The 17,393-nt window shown below is 68.7% G+C and carries 15 protein-coding genes; 10 read left to right on the forward strand and 5 right to left on the reverse strand.

Features of this window, described 5'->3' with window-relative positions; translation table 11 throughout:
* Positions 1-37 precede the first annotated feature (37 nt).
* Both ACFPZ3_RS51725 and treS read left to right on the forward strand, forming a co-directional pair.
* The gene (locus tag ACFPZ3_RS51725) at positions 38-1,672 is read left to right on the forward strand and encodes an asparagine synthetase B family protein (RefSeq protein ID WP_379521817.1); all 1,635 of its coding nucleotides are present in this window, start codon (positions 38-40) and stop codon (positions 1,670-1,672) included.
* 263 nt (positions 1,673-1,935) lie between these two features.
* A complete protein-coding gene (treS, locus tag ACFPZ3_RS51730; RefSeq protein ID WP_379521818.1) occupies positions 1,936-3,651 on the forward strand; it encodes a maltose alpha-D-glucosyltransferase in 1,716 nt (571 codons plus the stop codon).
* On the opposite strand, the gene ACFPZ3_RS51735 is transcribed toward treS, so the two are convergent.
* The 3 genes from ACFPZ3_RS51735 to ACFPZ3_RS51745 are packed head-to-tail and all read right to left on the reverse strand — an operon-like array spanning position 3,638 to position 7,133.
* Positions 3,638-5,905, reverse strand: a complete 2,268-nt coding sequence (locus ACFPZ3_RS51735) for an ABC transporter permease (protein ID WP_379521819.1) — start codon at positions 5,903-5,905, stop codon at positions 3,638-3,640. The genes treS and ACFPZ3_RS51735 overlap by 14 nt on opposite strands.
* Complete coding sequence (locus ACFPZ3_RS51740; RefSeq protein WP_379521820.1) at positions 5,902-6,630, reverse strand: ABC transporter ATP-binding protein; 729 nt, start codon at positions 6,628-6,630, stop codon at positions 5,902-5,904. The genes ACFPZ3_RS51735 and ACFPZ3_RS51740 overlap by 4 nt, the downstream gene beginning before the upstream one ends.
* Complete coding sequence (locus tag ACFPZ3_RS51745; RefSeq protein ID WP_379521821.1) at positions 6,627-7,133, reverse strand: PadR family transcriptional regulator; 507 nt, start codon at positions 7,131-7,133, stop codon at positions 6,627-6,629. Before ACFPZ3_RS51745 ends, ACFPZ3_RS51740 begins: the two co-directional genes overlap by 4 nt.
* A 131-nt stretch (positions 7,134-7,264) precedes the next feature.
* Between ACFPZ3_RS51745 and ACFPZ3_RS51750 the strand changes: the two genes are divergently transcribed.
* From ACFPZ3_RS51750 to ACFPZ3_RS51785, 8 genes are all read left to right on the forward strand, one after another.
* A complete protein-coding gene (locus ACFPZ3_RS51750) occupies positions 7,265-8,512 on the forward strand; it encodes an ABC transporter substrate-binding protein (protein WP_379521822.1) in 1,248 nt (415 codons plus the stop codon).
* Between the two features lie 7 nt (positions 8,513-8,519).
* Positions 8,520-9,842 (forward strand): ABC transporter substrate-binding protein, encoded by a 1,323-nt coding sequence (locus ACFPZ3_RS51755; RefSeq protein ID WP_379521823.1) that lies wholly within the window; start codon positions 8,520-8,522, stop codon positions 9,840-9,842.
* 12 nt (positions 9,843-9,854) lie between these two features.
* Entirely contained in the window at positions 9,855-11,231 is a 1,377-nt protein-coding gene (locus tag ACFPZ3_RS51760; RefSeq protein ID WP_379521824.1) for an ABC transporter permease subunit, read from the forward strand.
* The gene (locus ACFPZ3_RS51765; protein WP_379521825.1) at positions 11,228-12,127 is read left to right on the forward strand and encodes a carbohydrate ABC transporter permease; all 900 of its coding nucleotides are present in this window, start codon (positions 11,228-11,230) and stop codon (positions 12,125-12,127) included. Before ACFPZ3_RS51760 ends, ACFPZ3_RS51765 begins: the two co-directional genes overlap by 4 nt.
* 74 nt (positions 12,128-12,201) lie before the next feature.
* Positions 12,202-12,879: a uracil-DNA glycosylase gene (locus ACFPZ3_RS51770; protein WP_379521826.1), complete on the forward strand. Its 678-nt coding sequence runs from the start codon at positions 12,202-12,204 to the stop codon at positions 12,877-12,879.
* A 10-nt stretch (positions 12,880-12,889) separates the two neighbouring features.
* Entirely contained in the window at positions 12,890-13,213 is a 324-nt protein-coding gene (locus ACFPZ3_RS51775; protein WP_379521827.1) for a hypothetical protein, read from the forward strand.
* A gap of 73 nt (positions 13,214-13,286) precedes the next feature.
* A complete protein-coding gene (locus tag ACFPZ3_RS51780; protein WP_379521828.1) occupies positions 13,287-13,577 on the forward strand; it encodes an MTH1187 family thiamine-binding protein in 291 nt (96 codons plus the stop codon).
* A 129-nt stretch (positions 13,578-13,706) separates the two neighbouring features.
* On the forward strand, positions 13,707-15,296 hold the full coding sequence (locus ACFPZ3_RS51785) for an FAD-dependent monooxygenase (RefSeq protein WP_379521829.1): 1,590 nt from the start codon (positions 13,707-13,709) through the stop codon (positions 15,294-15,296).
* Positions 15,297-15,702: 406 nt separating this feature from the next.
* Here the strand turns inward: ACFPZ3_RS51785 and ACFPZ3_RS51790 are convergent, their stop codons facing one another.
* Both ACFPZ3_RS51790 and ACFPZ3_RS51795 read right to left on the reverse strand, forming a co-directional pair.
* Positions 15,703-16,269, reverse strand: coding sequence for a hypothetical protein (locus ACFPZ3_RS51790; RefSeq protein ID WP_379521830.1), 567 nt, complete (start codon positions 16,267-16,269; stop codon positions 15,703-15,705).
* A 723-nt stretch (positions 16,270-16,992) separates the two neighbouring features.
* Positions 16,993-17,393: hypothetical protein (locus tag ACFPZ3_RS51795; RefSeq protein WP_379521831.1), on the reverse strand; the 401-nt coding region annotated here is incomplete at its 5' end.

Below are 17,393 nucleotides of genomic sequence, written 5' to 3' on the forward strand. Positions count from 1 at the left end.
CTCTTTTGCGGGAAGCGTCTCGAAGGGATGAGATCCGGTGCAGTTCAACGTAAGGCCCTACATCTGTGGCGCTCTAGGCCGGATCGACACCGTCATGCTGGGCAAGCTGATGGCCGCGGGTCCCAAGGTCAGGCCGGCCCTGCAGTCGGCCGAGGCGGCCCTGTTCAGCTCCACGCCGCTGCCGCCGTACCACCGCGCCGAGGGGGCGTTCGCGTTCGCCTGGGGGGAGCGCAGGCCCAAGGAGGCCGACGAGTGGATCACGGTCGCGGAGACGTACGAGACTCCGGGGCTGATCAGCGACGGCGCGCGGGTGACATTGCACACAGGCGGGCTGGGGCTGGTGGACGTCTACTACGTGCGCCAGGGCGACGCGGTCTACTTCTCGTCCCTGATCCAGCCGCTGCTCAGCCTCGTGCCCGTCGCGATCGACTGGTCGGCGTGGGCCTCGATACTCCAGGTGACCTTCCCGCTGGGCGAGGCGACCCCGTACGGCGAGGTCAAACGGCTGCCGGGGTCCAGTGCGCTGGTCTACGAGCACGGCAGGCTCGCCACGGAGCGCCGGTTGCCGCGCTGGTTGCGTACGGAGCCGTACGAGGCGTGGATCAGCCCTGAGGAGATCGTCGAGCTGCTGGGCCAGGTCTACGGCGACTACGAGGGCCGCAAGCTGCTGGTGCCGGTCAGCGGCGGCTACGACTCGCGCCTGCTGGCGAGCGTGGCCAAGGCCCGCGGCGCGGACGTGGAGTCGTGGACGACCAGCCCTGACGACGGCTCCGACACCGACATCGCGTTCGCCAGGTCGATCACCAGGGAGCTGGGCATCCCGCACCGGGTGATCACCCAGGACGCCGCCGCCTACCCGGACGACGCGGCCGAGGTGGCGCGCAGGCTCGAATACCTCACGCCGCACCACGCCTGGTACGCCCCCTTCGCCAAGGAGGTGCACGGCGCGGGCCGGATCCTGGTCGACGGGCTGGCCGGAGGGCCGCTGCTGAAGAACTTCATGGTCAGCGGGGCCGCCCTGGAGGCCACCACGCAGGCGGAGCGCTCGGCGGCCCTGCTGGGCTCGCTCTCGCTCGGGCAGCCCACGCAGCCGTTCCTGTCGAAGGCGGCGGCGCAGTGGATGGAGGAGATCGTGCGCGAGCAGTTCGCCGCCGCCACCTCCATGCTCCACGGGCACCGGGCCGAGCTGACGCTGTCGGTGCTGCACACCAGGACCGTGCGGGGCATCGCGCGCTCGGCGGTCAACCTTGTGGGGCCCGAGGCGTCGTTCGCGGCGCCGTTCATCCATCCGCGGTTCTTCGACGCCGCGCTGTCGGTCGGCGTGGCGCGCAAGGACAAGGGCCGTTTCTACCGCGAGGTGTTGTACGCCGCCAATCCGCGCGTGGCCGCTCTGCCCTCGACGAACGTGATCAAGCAGCCGCTCCAGCGGGTGCCATTGCGGTCAACGGCGGTCGCTGCCCGAAATTATTCGCACCGGATGCTGGAGACGGTCGTGAACCGGGTGCCGAATCTGCTGTCGGACGAGCTGCACGAGGTGGTCGCCGGTGGGCCGGACGCGCTGACCAGGTTCAACGGCTGGAACGATCGTTTCTGGGTGCGCGGTTTGGTGCTGTTCGGGCTCTGGCTGGGCGACTTCGAGAACGACCTCTCGGACCTGGCTACACCTTTTTAGTGAACTCTGGGTAACAGGGCGATTACATACGGATCTCGCGGGTATTAACCAAGCACAGCAGAAGCGGGTTCCGGAAAGCCAACGGGCTGGTAGTGTTCGGCCCGTAAGCGCCGCACAAACGGGCACCAGATCACAAATCTGGGCTCGTTCTAGGGCAGTGGAGTTCGCAGGGATGACGACTTCACGCGGCGCGGTCACCAGAAAACAACGCCGGGGCAACCGGTGACTTCGTCCTGCCCACATCTCTTCCTGTGAGCGACATCATGATCAACGCATCCCCATTGCCGGAGCCGATCTCCGAGGCGTTCGTCTCGGAGGATCCAGCCTGGTACAAGCGGGCGGTGTTCTACGAGGTTCTCGTCCGGGGGTTCAAGGACTCCAACGGCGACGGCACCGGAGACCTGCGCGGTCTCATCGAGAAGCTCGGTTACCTCGAGTGGCTCGGTGTGGACTGCCTGTGGTTGTTGCCGTTGTACGAGTCGCCGTTGCGCGACGGCGGGTACGACATTTCGGATTACATGAAGATCCTCCCTGACTTCGGGGACTTGGGGGACTTCGTGCAGTTGATCGAGGCGGCGCACGAGCGCGGCCTGCGGATCATCACCGACCTCGTGATGAACCACACCAGTGACCGGCACCCCTGGTTCCAGGCGTCCCGGCACGATCCAGAGGGGCCCTACGGGGACTTCTACGTGTGGTCCGACCACCCAGGCGCCTATCCCGACGCGCCGGTGATCTTCATCGGCGCCGAGGAGTCCAACTGGACCTACGACCCGGTGCGCAAGCAGTACTACTGGCACCGCTTCTTCCACCACCAGCCGGACCTGAACTATGACAATCCGGCGGTGCAGGAGGCCATGCTGGAGGTGTTGCGGTTCTGGCTGGACCTGGGCATCGACGGGTTCCGGCTGGACGCGGTCCCTTACCTGTTCGAGAGGGAGGGCACCGCGTGCTCCGGGCTGCCGGAGACGCACGCGTACCTGAAGAAGGTGCGTTCGGAGATCGACCGCCTCTACCCGGACCGGGTGCTGCTGGCCGAGGCCAACGGCTGGCCCGAGGACGTGGTCGAATACTTCGGCGACCCCACCACGGGTGGTGACGAATGCCACATGGCCTTCCACTTCCCGCTGATGCCGCGCATCTACATGGCGGTCAAGAAGGAGACCCGCGAGCCGATCTCCGAGATCATGTCGCGCACGCCCAAGCTGCCCGAGCACGCGCAGTGGGGCATCTTCCTGCGTAACCACGACGAGCTCACGCTCGAGACGGTCACCGAGGAAGAGCGCGACTACATGCACAAGGAGTACGCCAAGGACCCGCGCATGCGGGCCTACCTGGGCATCCGCCGCCGGCTTGCGCCGCTGCTCGACAACGACAGAGACCGGATCGAGCTGTTCACGGCGCTGCTGCTGTCGTTGCCCGGCTCGCCGATCATCTACTACGGCGACGAGATCGGCATGGGCGACAACATCTGGCTGGAGGACCGCGACTCGGTCCGCACGCCGATGCAGTGGAGCCCCGACCGCAACGCCGGGTTCTCCTCGGCGGACCCGGGGCGGCTCTACCTGCCCGCGGTCATGGACCCGATCTACGGCTACCAGGCGGTCAACGTGGAGGCCCAGCAGCGGCACGAGGGGTCGCTGCTGCACTTCACCCGCAAGATGCTGGAGATCCGGCGCCGCCACCCGGTGTTCGGTGTGGGGGCGTACACGGAGATGTGGTCGTCGAACCCCTGCGTGCTCACCTATGTGCGCGAGGACCGCGACGACGTGATGTTGTGCGTGAACAACCTGTCGAAGTTCCCGCAGCCGGTGGAGCTGGACCTGCGCCGCTTCGAGGGCATGACGCCGGTCGAGGCGCGGGGCGGGGTGCCTTTCCCCGCGATCGGGCAGCTGCCCTACCTGCTCACGCTGCCGGGGCACGGCTTCTACTGGTTCGCGCTGAAGAAGGCCGAAGAGGACCGCCTCAGCGAGAGGTGACCGGCACCTGGGCACGGGCCGCACGGCGCGCGGGAATGAGCGCGACCGCCAGGGACGTGCCCACGGCGACCAGCACCGCCACGGTCAGTGTCAGCGGCGACGGCGCGCGGCCGATGCCCGCGCCGACGCCGCTGGTGTGGCCCTGCAGGTCGATCAGGCCGGTGACGATCGAGACACCGGCCGCGGCGCCCACGCCGACCCCCAGCACCACCAGCAGGCCCGTGCCGGTCACGAGCGTGGCCATGACCTGGCGCGGGGTCAGCCCCATGGCCTTGAGCACGGCCAGGTCGAAGGCGTGGTCGCGCAGGCCCAGCGCGCTGGCGGTGAGCAGGTTGGCCAGGCCGATGAGGGTCAGCACGGCGATCAGCGCCACGATCACCACCCTGATGACCGACAGCCGGTCGGCCGGGTTGACCGCGGCCTGCACGTCGAGGTTCTCCCCCGACTCGGCCAGCAGCCGGCCCCGCACCTCCTGCGGGTCGGCGCCCGGCTTGAGCGCCACCGCGTAGTACTCCGGTGGCACCGAGTCCTTGGCCGCCAGGCTGTCGAGCCCCACCGAGAGCACCTCGCCGTCCTGCTCGGGCTCGACGGTCCTGCCGACGATCCTGACGATCAGCGGGCTCCCGCCCACGGTCAGGCGCACCCGATCGCCGATCTTGACCCCGAGCAGGTCGAACAGGCCCTGCCCGGCGACCGCCTCGCCCTGGCGGGCGTACATGCGGCCCTCGACCACGGGGAACGGGTACGGCTGCGCCGAGGCGCCCACCGCCCGCACCCGGACCGAGCGGGCCTCGCCAGGGGCCAGCGCGTTCACGTCGGTGCCCGGATAGACGGCGGCCACGGCCCTGTCACGCTCGGCGATGCGCTCGGCGGCGGCCGGCTCCCACTTGCCCGGCCTGACGTAGAGGGCGGCGTGCTGGCCCACCTGTTCGGGATGGGCCAGGAAGTTGTCCAGCGTGGCCCACACGCCGAGCCCGATGGTGATCATCATCATCGGCACTGCCAGGCCGAACGCGGTCAGGAACGCGGGCACCCGCCGGGTGAAGGCGTCTCTGGTGCCGAGGACCAGGGCGGGCGGGAGGCGTACGAGCAGGGCCAGGCGGGCCAGCCTGGACAGGTGGCCCCGCGGCGGCGCGGAGGGCACGTCGGGGATCGGCGGCGTGCGGCCGCCCCGCCAGGCCGGGATCCCGACGGCGGCCAGCACCACCAGGGCCGTGCCCGCGACGATGGCCAGCACGGGGATGGGCGCCACCGAGGTCGCGCCGAGCATCGCGGCCATCACGCCCCAGCCCGCCAGGGCGCCGACCGCGACCCCCAGCAGGCCGAGCGCGCCGTGCTCGACCAGCAGCAGCAGCGCCACCTGACCCCTGGTGAAGCCCATGGACTTGAGCGTGGCCAGGTCGCGGAGCTGGCCGAGCACCCGGCCGCCGGCGGCGTTGGTCAGCGCGAGCGCGGCGGCCACGAGCCCGACCACGCCGAACAGGGCCAGCAGCGTGCCCAGGAGCCGGTTGTCCAGCTCCATGGCGGCCCTGACCTCACGCCAGGTGTAGACGCGCTGGAGACGGTCCTCCAGCATGACGACGACGCGCTGGGAGACGACCTGCGAGGCCTCGGGGTCGGCCAGGCGCAGCCCGGTCACCCACTCGCTGCGGCCCAGCATGGGCTCGATGCGGTCGAGCATGGCGGGCAGCACGTAGGCCAGGCCGGGCGTCCACTCAGGGTAGAAGCCCTGGTCGGCGGAGTCGGCGATGCCGCGTACGTAGAGGGTGTGGCGCTCGCCGCTGAGCGCGATGATCGTGAAGGGCGCGCCGATCCTGAGCCCCAGGGCGGTGGCGAAGGAACGCTCGACGACCACCCCGTCGGGCTGGGCGGGGTCCAGCCACCGGCCCTCGGCCACCACGGGGTGCGCCACCTGCGGCGGCGTGGCCGGCATCGCGCGCAGCGAGGCCGGCTCCTTCTTGCCGTCCTGCGCCACGGTCACGGGCGCGGAGCGGTAGGGGCCCGCGGTCTGGGTGACGCCGTCGATGCCGCCCAGGGCCACCTGGGGGCTGTCCTTGGTGTGCAGCCAGACGTGGGCCCCGTCGGTCTGGGCGAACAGGCTGCGCCACGGGTTGGTGCCGTCTTCCAGCAGGGTCGCCGCGGTGATCAGCGCGGCCACGATCCCGGCCACGGCCAGCACGGTCAGCACCGCCTGACCTTTCCTGGCCCGCAGGTCGGCCTTGATCCACCGGCTCCCGGCCAGAGAAGCGCTCATCGGAGGTCGATCACCTCGCCGGCGGTACGGGTGCGCCGGCGCGCGATGCGGCCGTCGTCCACGATCTCCCCGTCGAACAGCGACACCAGCCGGTCGGCCAGGCTCGCCACGCGGGCGTCATGGGTGACCATGACGATGGTCTGGCCCTCTTTGTGAACTTTGGTGAGCAGGCTCAGCACGTCACGCGTGTTGCGGCTGTCGAGGTTGCCCGTGGGCTCGTCGGCGAGCAGCAGGCTGGGCTGGTTGGCCAGCGCCCTGGCCAGCGCGACCCGCTGCTGCTCTCCGCCGGAGAGCTGGGCGGGCGCCGCGTCGGCCCTGTCGGACATGTTGAGCGCCGCCAGCAGGCTTTCCCTGCGCTCACGGGCCACCTTGGGCGAGGCTCCGCCGAGTAACGCGGGCAACTCGACGTTGTCGCCCACGGTCATGTTGGCGACCAGGTTGAAGAACTGGAAGACGAAGCCGATCTTCTTGCGCCGCAGCAGCGCCCACGCGCTCTCCGAGAGCGTGTCCACCCGCTTGTCGTCGAGCCAGATCTCCCCGCTGGTACGGGAGTCGAGCCCGCCCAGCATGTGGACGAGCGTGGACTTGCCGGAGCCGGAAGGACCCATGATCGCGACGAACTCGCCCGGCTCGACCTGCAGGTCAACTCCACGCACGGCAGGTACGGGGACCGCACCATCCTGGTAGATTTTGACCAAATTGACCGTTTTCACAACCGCGCTCATGCCAGATCCTCCTGGCATCTCTCGAGCCAGTCAAGATCGGCCTGCAGGTGAAGCATGGCTCCCTCGATGAGCAACATCGCCACGCGGTCGTCCGGGTGGGTGCGGGCCAGGAGGTCGTTGAGATCGCTCATGAGAGACAGGTAGTGGCGGCGCTGCCGGCTGATCAGCGCCATCCGGTCGGCGATTCCGGTCAGCGGGGCGAGCACGAGCTTCATGAAGAACTCGTCACGCACCCTCGGGCCTTCTGTCGGCTCCTCCACCCAGGTCATGAGCACGTCGCGACCCTTGGCGGTCAAATAGTAGACCTTCTTGTTGGGTCTGTTGGACTGCTCGACGTCCACGACCTTGACCAGGCCGTCCTTCTCCAGCCTGCCGAGGGTGACGTAGATCTGACCGATGTTGGGAGAGGGATAGGCGCTGCCGAAGGTCTGCTCAAGCGCCTGTTTCAGCTCGTAGCCGTGGGCCGGCTCTTTCGCCAGGAGCGCCAGCAGATGAAGGCGCACCGCCACACCTCCCCGCTCTTGTTACGTACGCGTTACGAAGATATCCGTTGACCTTCAGATTACAGGTGTGCATAACATGAATGCATCTACCTAACACGTATGTAAAACTACCCGAACACGGAGGAAACAGGGTGTTTCGCTCGCTCCCGGTGCTGCTGGCCGTGATCTTGGCGGCCGGATGCGCGGCGACGGGCGATGAGGGCGGCGGCGAGAAGGGGACGGGCGGAACCGGGCCCATCACCTTCGCCACCGGACGCGACACCACGGCGTATCTGCAACCCTTGCTGGATCGCTGGAACCAGGCCCACCCGGCCGAGAAGGTGACGCTGCTGGAGCTGCCCGAGGCCGCCGACGAGCAGCGCGCTCAGATAGCGGCCAACCTCCAGGCCCAGAGCAGCCGGTACGACGTGCTGGGGCTCGACGTGGTGTGGACTGCCGAGTTCGCGGAGAACGGCTGGATCATCCCCCTGGAGCGCGGGTTGTTCCCGCTCGACAGGTTCCTGCCGCCTGTCGTGGAGACGGCGGTCTACAAGGACAAGCTCTGGGCCGTCCCGTACACGAGCAACGCGGGCCTGCTCTACTACCGGACCGACCTGGTCAGGAAGCCGCCCAGAACCTGGGCCGAGCTACGCAGCCAGGCACGCCAGATCACGAAAAAGCACAACATAGGAGGCTACGCGGGGCAGTTCCTGGCCTACGAAGGGCTAACGGTCAACTTCTCCGAGGCCGTGCAGTCGGCCGGCGGGCAGATCGTCAGCGACGACGGCACCGAGGTGAGCCTCGACCTGGCCACGGCGGAGACCGCGCTCGACTTCCTGCTCCAGGGGTTGCGCGAGGGCTGGATTCCCAAGGAGTCGCTGAGCTTCAAGGAAGAGGAGTCGCGCCTGGCCTTCCAGGAGGGCCGGCTGGCCTTCGCCCGCAACTGGCCGCACGCGTACGGACCGGCCAAGGCCGAGCTGGGCGAGAAGCTGGGCGTGACCCGGCTGCCCGGCCTGACCGGACCCGGCTCCAGCACGCTGGGCGGCGCGAACCTGGCCGTCAGCGCCTACTCCAAGCACCAGCACACCGCCCAGGAGTTCATCCGCTACTTCACGAGCCTGGAGAACGAGCGCCGGGTCCTCACCGAGGGCTCCTTCCCGCCCGTGTGGACCGAGCTCTACGACGACCCCGCCCTCATCAAGCGCTTCCCCTACCTCCCCGTGCTCAAGGAGACCATCCTCGCCGCCCAGCCACGGCCGGTGAGCGCCAACTACAACCAGCTGAGCCTGGTGATCGCCAGTTCGGTCGCCAAGGCGCTCGGCAATCCCACACCCGAGACCGCCGACGACGTCGCGGCCTCCATGAAGTCCGAACTCGAAGAAATCATCAGAACCCAGTGAGGCAGCCATGCGAAAAAGCAGAGCAGCAGCGATCCTGGCCGGGCTCGCCGTAGCCGCTTCCGCCTGCGGCAACGCGCCGACGACGACGGAGCCCAGCGCGTCCGCGTCGGCGCCGGCGAGCGGCGGAGGAAAGACGCTCCAGGGCGTGAAGCTCGAGGTCGCCGCCAAGTGGACCGGCGACGAGCAGAAGAACTTCGAGCAGGTTCTCAAGGCTTTCTCCGACAAGACCGGCGCCGAGGTCACCTACGCCTCGACCGGCGAGGACACCGGCGCCTACCTCGGCCCGCGCATCCAGGGCAAGAACCCGCCGGACGTGGCCATCCTGCCGCAGCCGGGCCTGGTGCAGCAGTACGCCGACCAGGACGCGCTCAAGCCGCTGACCCCCGAGGTCACCCAGGAGATCGACACCAACTACACCCCGTACTGGAAGGAGCTCGGCTCCGCCGACGGCCAGGTGTACGGCGTGCTGATCAAGGCGGCGCACAAGTCGCTGATCTGGTACCGCTCGTCGGCCTTCGACGACGCGGGCGTGCAGCCGGCGACGACCTGGGACGAGCTGGTGAAGGCGGCCCAGACCATCGCCGACTCCGGCACCGCGCCGCTCTCGTTGTGCGGCGCCTCCGGCTGGACGCTGACCGACCTCTTCGAGAACGTCTACCTGTCCACCGCGGGCCCGGAGAACTACGACAAGCTCTCCAAGCACGAGATCCCGTGGACCGACCCGAGCGTGAAGACCGCGCTGGAGAAGATCGGGCAGCTCGTCGGCAAGAAGGAGTACGTGTCGGGCGGCTCCTCCGGCGCCCTGCAGACCGACTTCCCCACCTGTGTGAGCGAGGTCTACGGCACCAAGAAGGCCGCCATGGTGATCGAGGCCGACTTCGTGGCCGTCGAGGCCGTGCAGTCGGGTGCCAAGGTCGGCGAGGAGGCGAAGTACTTCCCGTTCCCCAAGGCCGGTGACACGGCTCCCGTCGTGCTCGGCGGCGACGTCGCGGTGGCGATGAAGGACAACCCCGGCGCCATGGCGCTGCTGCAGTTCCTGGCCTCCAAGGAGGGCGGCGAGATCTGGGCCAAGCTCCCCGGCTACCTGTCGCCCAACAAGAACGTCTCCCCCGACAACTACCCGGACCCCCTGACCAAGCAGCTCGGCCAGACGATCGTCTCCGCCGGTGACGCCGTTCGCTACGACATGTCGGACCTGGCGCCGAGCGCGTTCGGCGGCACGGACGGCAAGGGCGAATGGAAGGTTCTGCAGGACTTCCTGCGCAACCCGACCGACGTCAAGGGCGCCCAGGAGGCGCTCGAAGCCGAGGCCAAGAAGGCCTGGAAGTAAAGAGGTAAGGCCGTGACCGAACGGTTGGACGGCCGGCAGGACCCACCCGCGGACACCGCGGGCGGGCCCGCAACCGGACCGGCTGATACCCCCCGTACGAACAAACGCCTCGGCCCCACGCCGAAGGTCGCCATCGCCTTCCTCCTCCCGGCGGCGCTGCTGCTGGGCATCTGGGTGGTCTACCCGATCGTCTACTCCATCTTCCGCAGCCTGTTCGACTCGGCGGGCAACGGATTCGTGGGGCTGGGCAACTACGCCACGATCTTCACCGATCAGGGCATGCTGACCACGATCCGCAACAACCTCATCTGGGTCGTGGTCGCGCCGGTCATCGTCACCACGCTGGGTCTCATCTTCGCGGTGCTGACCGAGCGCATCAGGTGGTCGACGGCGTTCAAGTTGATCGTGTTCATGCCGATGGCCGTCTCACTGATGGCGGCGGGCGTGATCTTCCGGCTCGTCTATGAGGAGAACCCGGACAAGGGCCTGGCCAACGCCGTGCTCACCACCGTCCACGACACCTTCTCCTCCTCCCAGGGCTACCCGGAGGCCCGGCCGCGCGAGGGCGACCAGTCCACGGTCGCCGGGCAGAACGGCGCGGTCGTCACCAAGCAGCCCGTCCAGGCGGGCCAGCCGGTGCTGATCCCGATCGTGGGCGTCAAGCCGGAGGTCATGCCGGGCAACGCGCAGACGGCGCGGGCCCCGACCGCCGGGAGCGGTCTGTCGGGGACGGTGTGGTTCGACTTCACGCCGGGAGGCGGCGGCCAGAGCGGCGCCGTGGACGGCACCGAGAAGGGCCTGCCCGGCATGTCCGTCGAGGCCGTGCAGAACGGCCAGGTCGCGGCGACGGCCACGACCGCCGAGGACGGCACGTTCCGCTTCGACGGGCTGCCCGCCGGGTCCTACGTCGTACGGCTGCCCCAGTCGAACTTCGAGGCCTCCTTCGGCGGCCTGACCTGGCTCGGCCCGACGCTCATCACCCCCGCGATCATCTTCGCGTTCGTCTGGGTGTGGGCCGGGTTCGCGATGGTGCTGATCGCGGCCGGCCTGGCGGCGATCCCGCGCGACGCGCTGGAGGCGGCCCGCATCGACGGCGCCTCGGAGTGGCAGGTGTTCCGCAAGATCACGGTGCCGCTGCTGTCGCCGGTGCTGCTCGTCGTCTTCGTGACGATGATCATCAATACGCTGAAGGTGTTCGACCTGGTGTTCATCATCGCGCCCGCCTCGGTCCAGCCGCAGGCGAACGTGGTCGCGCTGGAGATGTGGCGCGTGTCGTTCGGCGGCGGGAACAACCAGGGGCTGGGCAGCGCGCTGGCGATCTTCCTGCTCATTCTGGTCCTCCCCTTCATGATCATGAATATTCGCCGGTTCAGGAGGGAGGACACGTGACCACGGCAACGGCCACGGCGCCGGCAGGACTGGAGTCCGGAGCGCCGCGCAGAAGCCTGGCCAGCAAGATCGTCGACCGCATCGGCGGCGGCGCGGTCCAGGTGATCATGGTGCTGCTGGGTGTGTTCTGGCTGGTGCCGACAGTGGGCCTGCTGGTCGTCTCGATGCGTACGACGCAGGTCAACAACGCCGAGGGCTGGTGGACCGTCTTCACCAAGCCGGCCGAGCTGACCCTCGAGAACTACGCCAGCCTGCTGGGCAGCGGTTTCACCGCGTCCTTCTGGAACACGATCCTGATCACGGTGCCGACCACGGTCCTGGTGATCGGCATCGCGGCGATGGCGGGCTACGCGTTCGCCTGGATGGACTTCCCCGGCCGGGACGTGTCGTTCCTCGTCGTCGTCGGTCTGCTGATCGTGCCGATCCAGATCGCGCTGATCCCCGTCGCCTCCTTCTACGGCGGTGCCGGGATCTTCGGCTCGATCCCCGGCGTGGTGCTGTTCCACGTGGCGTTCGGCTTGCCGTTCGCGATCTTCCTGCTGCGGAACTTCTTCGTCGGCATCCCCTCCTCGCTACTGGAGGCGGCGCGCATGGACGGCGCCTCGGAGTGGAAGATCTTCGTGTCGGTGGTCTTCCCGCTGGGCAAGCCCGCCATCGCCTCGCTGGGCATCTTCCAGTTCTTGTGGGTGTGGAACGACATGCTCATCGCGCTGGTCTTCGCCAACACCGGCAACCAGCCGATGACCAAGTATCTGCAGTCTCAGATGCGGCAGTTCGGGTCGAATGTCGACATCCTGTCGTCGGGCGCGTTCATGTCGCTGATCATCCCGCTGATCCTGTTCTTCGCGTTCCAGCGGTACTTCGTGCAGGGCATGATGGCCGGCTCCGTCAAGTGATGTGATCATTCTGGTACGGCTCGCGCGGGCGTTTTGGGCGCGAGCCGTACCAGACCTGGCTAAGCTCAACGGCCATGGCCGGTCGTCCACTGAACGAAGTCGTCGAAGCCGGATGGGCCCGTGCACTGGAGCCCGTCTCGGAGCAGATCTCCCACATGGGTGAGTTCCTGCGCAAGGAGATCACCGAAGGCAGGCAATACCTGCCCGCGGGCGCGAACGTACTACGCGCTTTCAACCAGCCCTTCGACGACGTCAAGGTGCTGATCGTGGGGCAGGACCCCTATCCCACGCCGGGCCACCCCGTCGGGTTGTCCTTCTCGGTGGCGCCCGACGTGCGGCCGCTGCCGGGCAGCCTGGTCAACATCTACAAGGAGATGGAGACCGACCTCGGCCTGCCCAGGCCCGCCAACGGCGATCTGACGCCGTGGGCGGAGCAGGGCGTGCTGCTGCTCAACAGGGTGCTCACCGTGATGCCCGGCAAGCCCGCCTCACACCGGGGCAAGGGCTGGGAACAGGTCACCGAGCAGGCGATCCACGCCCTCGTGGCGCGCGACAAGCCGATGGTGGCCATCCTGTGGGGCCGTGACGCCCGCAACCTGGCCCCCATGCTCGGCGCCGTGCCTCGCGTCGAGTCCGCCCATCCCTCCCCGCTGTCGGCGCGCAGCGGCTTCTTCGGCTCGCGGCCGTTCAGCCGGGCCAATGAGCTGCTGATCCAGCAAGGCGCGGCTCCTGTCGAGTGGAAGCTGCCCTAGCATCTTCGCCATGAGTGATGAACCGAAGTTCCTGCGCCTGACGGTCGAGCTGACCGTCGAGGTGCTCGACATGGACGCGCTGCAGGCGGCGGCGCTGGCGGAGATCAGGCACCCCGACGCCGATCTCACCGACGAGGAGCGTACCGAGCAGGCCGAGCTGGTCGGCTCCGACGACTCCGGCGCCTCCGCGCTGCAGTGGCTGATCGAGCCCGACCACGTGTTGCAGCTCGTCGAGCACATCAGCGAGATCGAGCCTCGCGAGGCCGTGCTCGGTGTGGAGCCGTCCGAGGGCCCGAGCGAGGAAGAGGACGAGGAAGAGCACGACCACGCGTGACTCACGGCGGCGGCCACGGCGTTCGCAGACGTCGTGGCTTTTCGCTGTCCTGATCAGGATGAGAGGGCACTAAATGATCGTCGCATTCTCCATCACCCCGCTGGGCGTCGGCGAAGGGGTCGCCGAGCCCGTCGCCCGCGCCGTCAAGGTCGTCCGCGAGAGCGGGCTGCCGAACCGGACCGACGCCATGTTCACCACGATCGAGGGTGAGTGGGACGAGGTCATGGACGTCGTCAAGCGGGCCGTGGACGCCGTGGCCGAGGTCGCGCCCCGGGTGAGCCTGGTGCTCAAGGCCGACCAGCGGCAGGGTGTCACGGACGGGATGACGTCCAAGATCGAGTCCCTGGAACGCCACCTCTCCTAGCCGTTTCAACCTTCGAGGCCCTTCGGGGCCTCTTTTCATTTTCGAGATATATCTTGACTCTCTCTGCGAACGCGACATATCGTGTCGATCGATCAGTCGCGATAGTACGCGTGCCGGAGGGGGAGTTCAATGGAGCAGGAGCGAGTTCCGGTCCTGGTGGTCGGCGGTGGGTACGCGGGTCTCAGCGCCGCGGCGCTGCTGGCCTGGCGCGAGGTTCCGGTCATGCTGGTCGAACGGCATCCGAGCACGTCCATCCAGCCCAAGGCGTTCGGGGTGGGGCCGCGGGCGGTCGAGTTGCTGCGTCCCGTACCGGGGATCGAGGAGGAGCTCACCGGCATCTGGGCCGGGATCGGCGAGAACATGCGCATCGCGATCGCCGAGACCCTGGTGGACCCGAACCCTCACATGATCATCTCGGACGAGCAGGAGCAGTTCGCGTTCCTGTCCCAGCTCACGCCCGCCGCGATGGTGGGCGCCCCGCAGGCCGAGATCGAGCGCGTGCTGCGGGTCAAGGCCGAGGAACTGGGCGCCGACCTGCGCTTCTCCACCGAACTGGTCTCGCTGGAGCAGGACGAGGACGGGGTGACGGCGCTGATCCGGAGCAAGGACGGCGACCGGGTCGTACGGGCCGACTACGTGGTCGCCGCCGACGGCTACCGCAGCCCGCTACGCCAGACGCTGAACGTGCCCACCTCCGGCAAGGGATCGCTGGGCGAGATGTGCGCGATCATGTTCGACGCCGATCTGTCCGGGCTGGTCCGGGAACGAGAGGTGACGCTCTGGTACCTGCAGAACTCCGTCTTCACCGGCGTGATCGTGACCGGCACCGGGGTCGGGGCCCACGTGCTCGGCGTCAACCTCGACGAGGGCTCCCCCGACCTCACCGAGGAGCGCTGCGTCGAACTGATCCGCATGGTGACCGGGCGGCCTGACCTGGACGTGCGACTGCTGGACAAGGCGACGTTCGGCCTGGGGCACGTACTCGCCGACACCTACCAGGTGGGGCGGGTGTTCTTCGCCGGCGACGCCGCCCACACCATGCCGCCCACCGGTGGGCAGGGCGGGAGCACGGCACTCCAGGACGGGTGCGACGTGGCCTGGCGGTTGTGGCTGGTGCTCACGGGACAGGCCGGGCCTTCCTTCATGGACACCTACGACGCCGAACGCCGGCCGATCGGCGTACTGACGGCCAACGCGCAGCTCGCCAACCTGGGGGCGCGCATGCCTCCCGCGGCCCGGATCGGATATCCGGAGCCCCTCGAGGACCAGGCGGGGGCCCTGCTCGGGCACCGGTACCACTCCACGGCCATCCTCGACGAGCCCGGAGACGACGGCTCGATCCTGGAGGACCCGCGGGTGCCCCACGGGCGGCCCGGCAGCCGGGCCCCGCACGTGGTGCTCGACTGGGACGGGCAGCGCATCTCCACCATCGACCTGTTCGGATCCGGCTTCGTGCTCATGGCCGCCAGCCCCGCCGGCCAGGCTTGGATGGACGCGGGGCGACAGGTCAAGGAGCGGCTCGGGGTGCGGCTCACGCGGTTGCTGGTGGATGACGAACTAATGGACGTGGAGGGCCGCTTCGCCGATCGGTACGGGGTCCGCGGGGGCGGCGCCGTGCTGGTTCGGCCGGATGGGTACGTGGCCTGGCGATCCCCGGACGCCGACCCGGATCCGGTGGGCACGCTGGAGCAGGTCATGCGACGCATCCTCAGCCGCTGACCCCCACCTCCCCTCAACTCCACCCTAGGGTCCTCACAGGCCCTTCATGAGATGCCCTCAGCACCTTTTGGGGGCACTGCCCTCATCGGTTCGTGGGGGACGGGTCGCGAAGACGGGTCGCGAAAGCGGGTCGCAGGGGGGCGGGACGCAGGGAGCGGGTCACAGGGACAGGTCACAGGGGGGGAAGCGAGACGCGGAGGCGAGACGCGGAAGGCGAGACGCGGGAGGCGGAGGCGGAAGGCGAGACGCGGAAGGCGGAGGCGGAAGGCGAGACGCGGGAGGCACTGTCTTCGGAGGCTTGTGGCGCTCCCCCAACTGTCCGGGAGGGCGCTGTCCTCGGTGGTTTGTGGGCGCTGACCTTGGCAGTTTGTGAGCGCTGTCCTTGGCGGTTTGTGGCGTGCTCTAGTCAGCCGAGCAGTAGTTCCTCGCGCCGGGCGCGCAGCCGGTCCCGCAGGTGTCCCAGCTCGCGGCAGCGCTCTTCCAACCGCGCCACCACCTCCTGGAGTTCGCCGACCCTTCGCGTCAGCGTCATGCCCAGTGCCGCGACCCGGCGGATGAACCCGGCCACCGCTTCCTCCCCACCCCGCAGAACCGCGTGCCCGGCGGCTCTGGCACGTTCAGTGGCGGGCAGCTCCACATCCAGCTCGGCCAGCAGCCGCCCAATCTCCAGCAACTCGGCGCCACGCGGATCGGCGGACCCGATCAGCCGGCGCTCCTCCCGTAGCAGCAGTTCCTCATATAGCTCTCTGGCCGGTCCCACCTCGGCCAGCTCCCGCTCCAGGGTCGAAAGCACCGTCGTGTACGCCCCCAGCCTGGCCTCTTCCACGGCCATGCTCTCCTGATCCCATACCCCGACGGCATCCAGCTCCCTCTGGGCCTCCCGCATCAGGCCATCCATCACCGTGCGGCGCTCGTTCAGCTCATCCCAGCGACGCGCCCGCCGGCGTGCCGTACGCAGATCTTCATCGATCATCTCAAACGGGACCACGTCACTTTGACGTCCCAAGCGCCTCATTTGGTTCAGGACGACCATGCACTTTTCCCATCAAATCAGGTCACATCAGTGTCGCCTGTCCCACCCGTTGCACGTTCACCCCACAACCCTAAGCACCACAACGACCGCCACCACCGCGGACAATGGGCGAGCCCCACCGCGGACAACGGCCCCAAGCACCGCACACCGCAGGCGGGCACCACCACGGGCAGCAGGCGAGCAGCGCCACAGGCAGCAGGCAGCAGGCGGGCAACGCCTCGGGCAACGCCGCAGGCAACGCCTCGGGCAACGCCGCAGGCAGCCAGCAGCGGGCGGGGCAACGCCTCGGGCAGCCAGCAGCGGGCGGGGCAACGCCTCGGGCAGCGAGCGAGCGTCACCGGCACTAATCAGTCACGCGCTCAAGACCACCACCGAGCCCTGGCCGTTTCCGCAGGCGGCCCCCCGTCAGGTTTCCAATGCCTTGATGGACGGAGCGCGCGACCCGAGGTGCCGGGACGGACGGGACGCCACCCCGACGCGCCCTGGCGGACGCGACGCCACCCCGACGCGCCCTGGCGGACGCGACACGACCCCGACGCGCCCTGGCAGACGCGACGCCACCCCGACGCGCCCTGGCAGACGGGACGCGACCCCGCGGTGCCGTGGTGAGCAGGGTGCGATCCAGCGGGGCGTGGTGAGCCAGGGCGCAGGGTCGGGTGTGGGTCAGGCGGCTAGGACGCGGGCTGGGGTTGGGGGGTGGTGGTCGATTGAGGTCAGGGTGGCGTGTTGAGGGGTGTGGGTGGCGCAGAGCCAGTCGTTGAGGGAGCCGGTGAAGCCTGAGGGTGGGCCGACCTTGAGGCAGGTGATCTGGCCTGATCCGGGGGCGGGGCCGATCTTGAGGCGGCGGATGCTGCCGGTGCGGCCCAGCTCGCCCACGTCGGCGTCGTACGGGGTTAGTTGCACGCCGAATGGGAGGCCGTTGTCCGGCTGGTCTGATGGATATATCTGGAGGAAGTCGTCGATCTTGCGGTCTCTGGCCGATGGGTGCCTGGTGAGGTAGGACAGGTGATCCGTCAGGAGGCGGTTGGCGACGGTCGTGGTCGACTTCAGCGGCGTCATCCCCA

The sequence above is a fragment of the Nonomuraea insulae genome, from assembly GCF_042656245.1.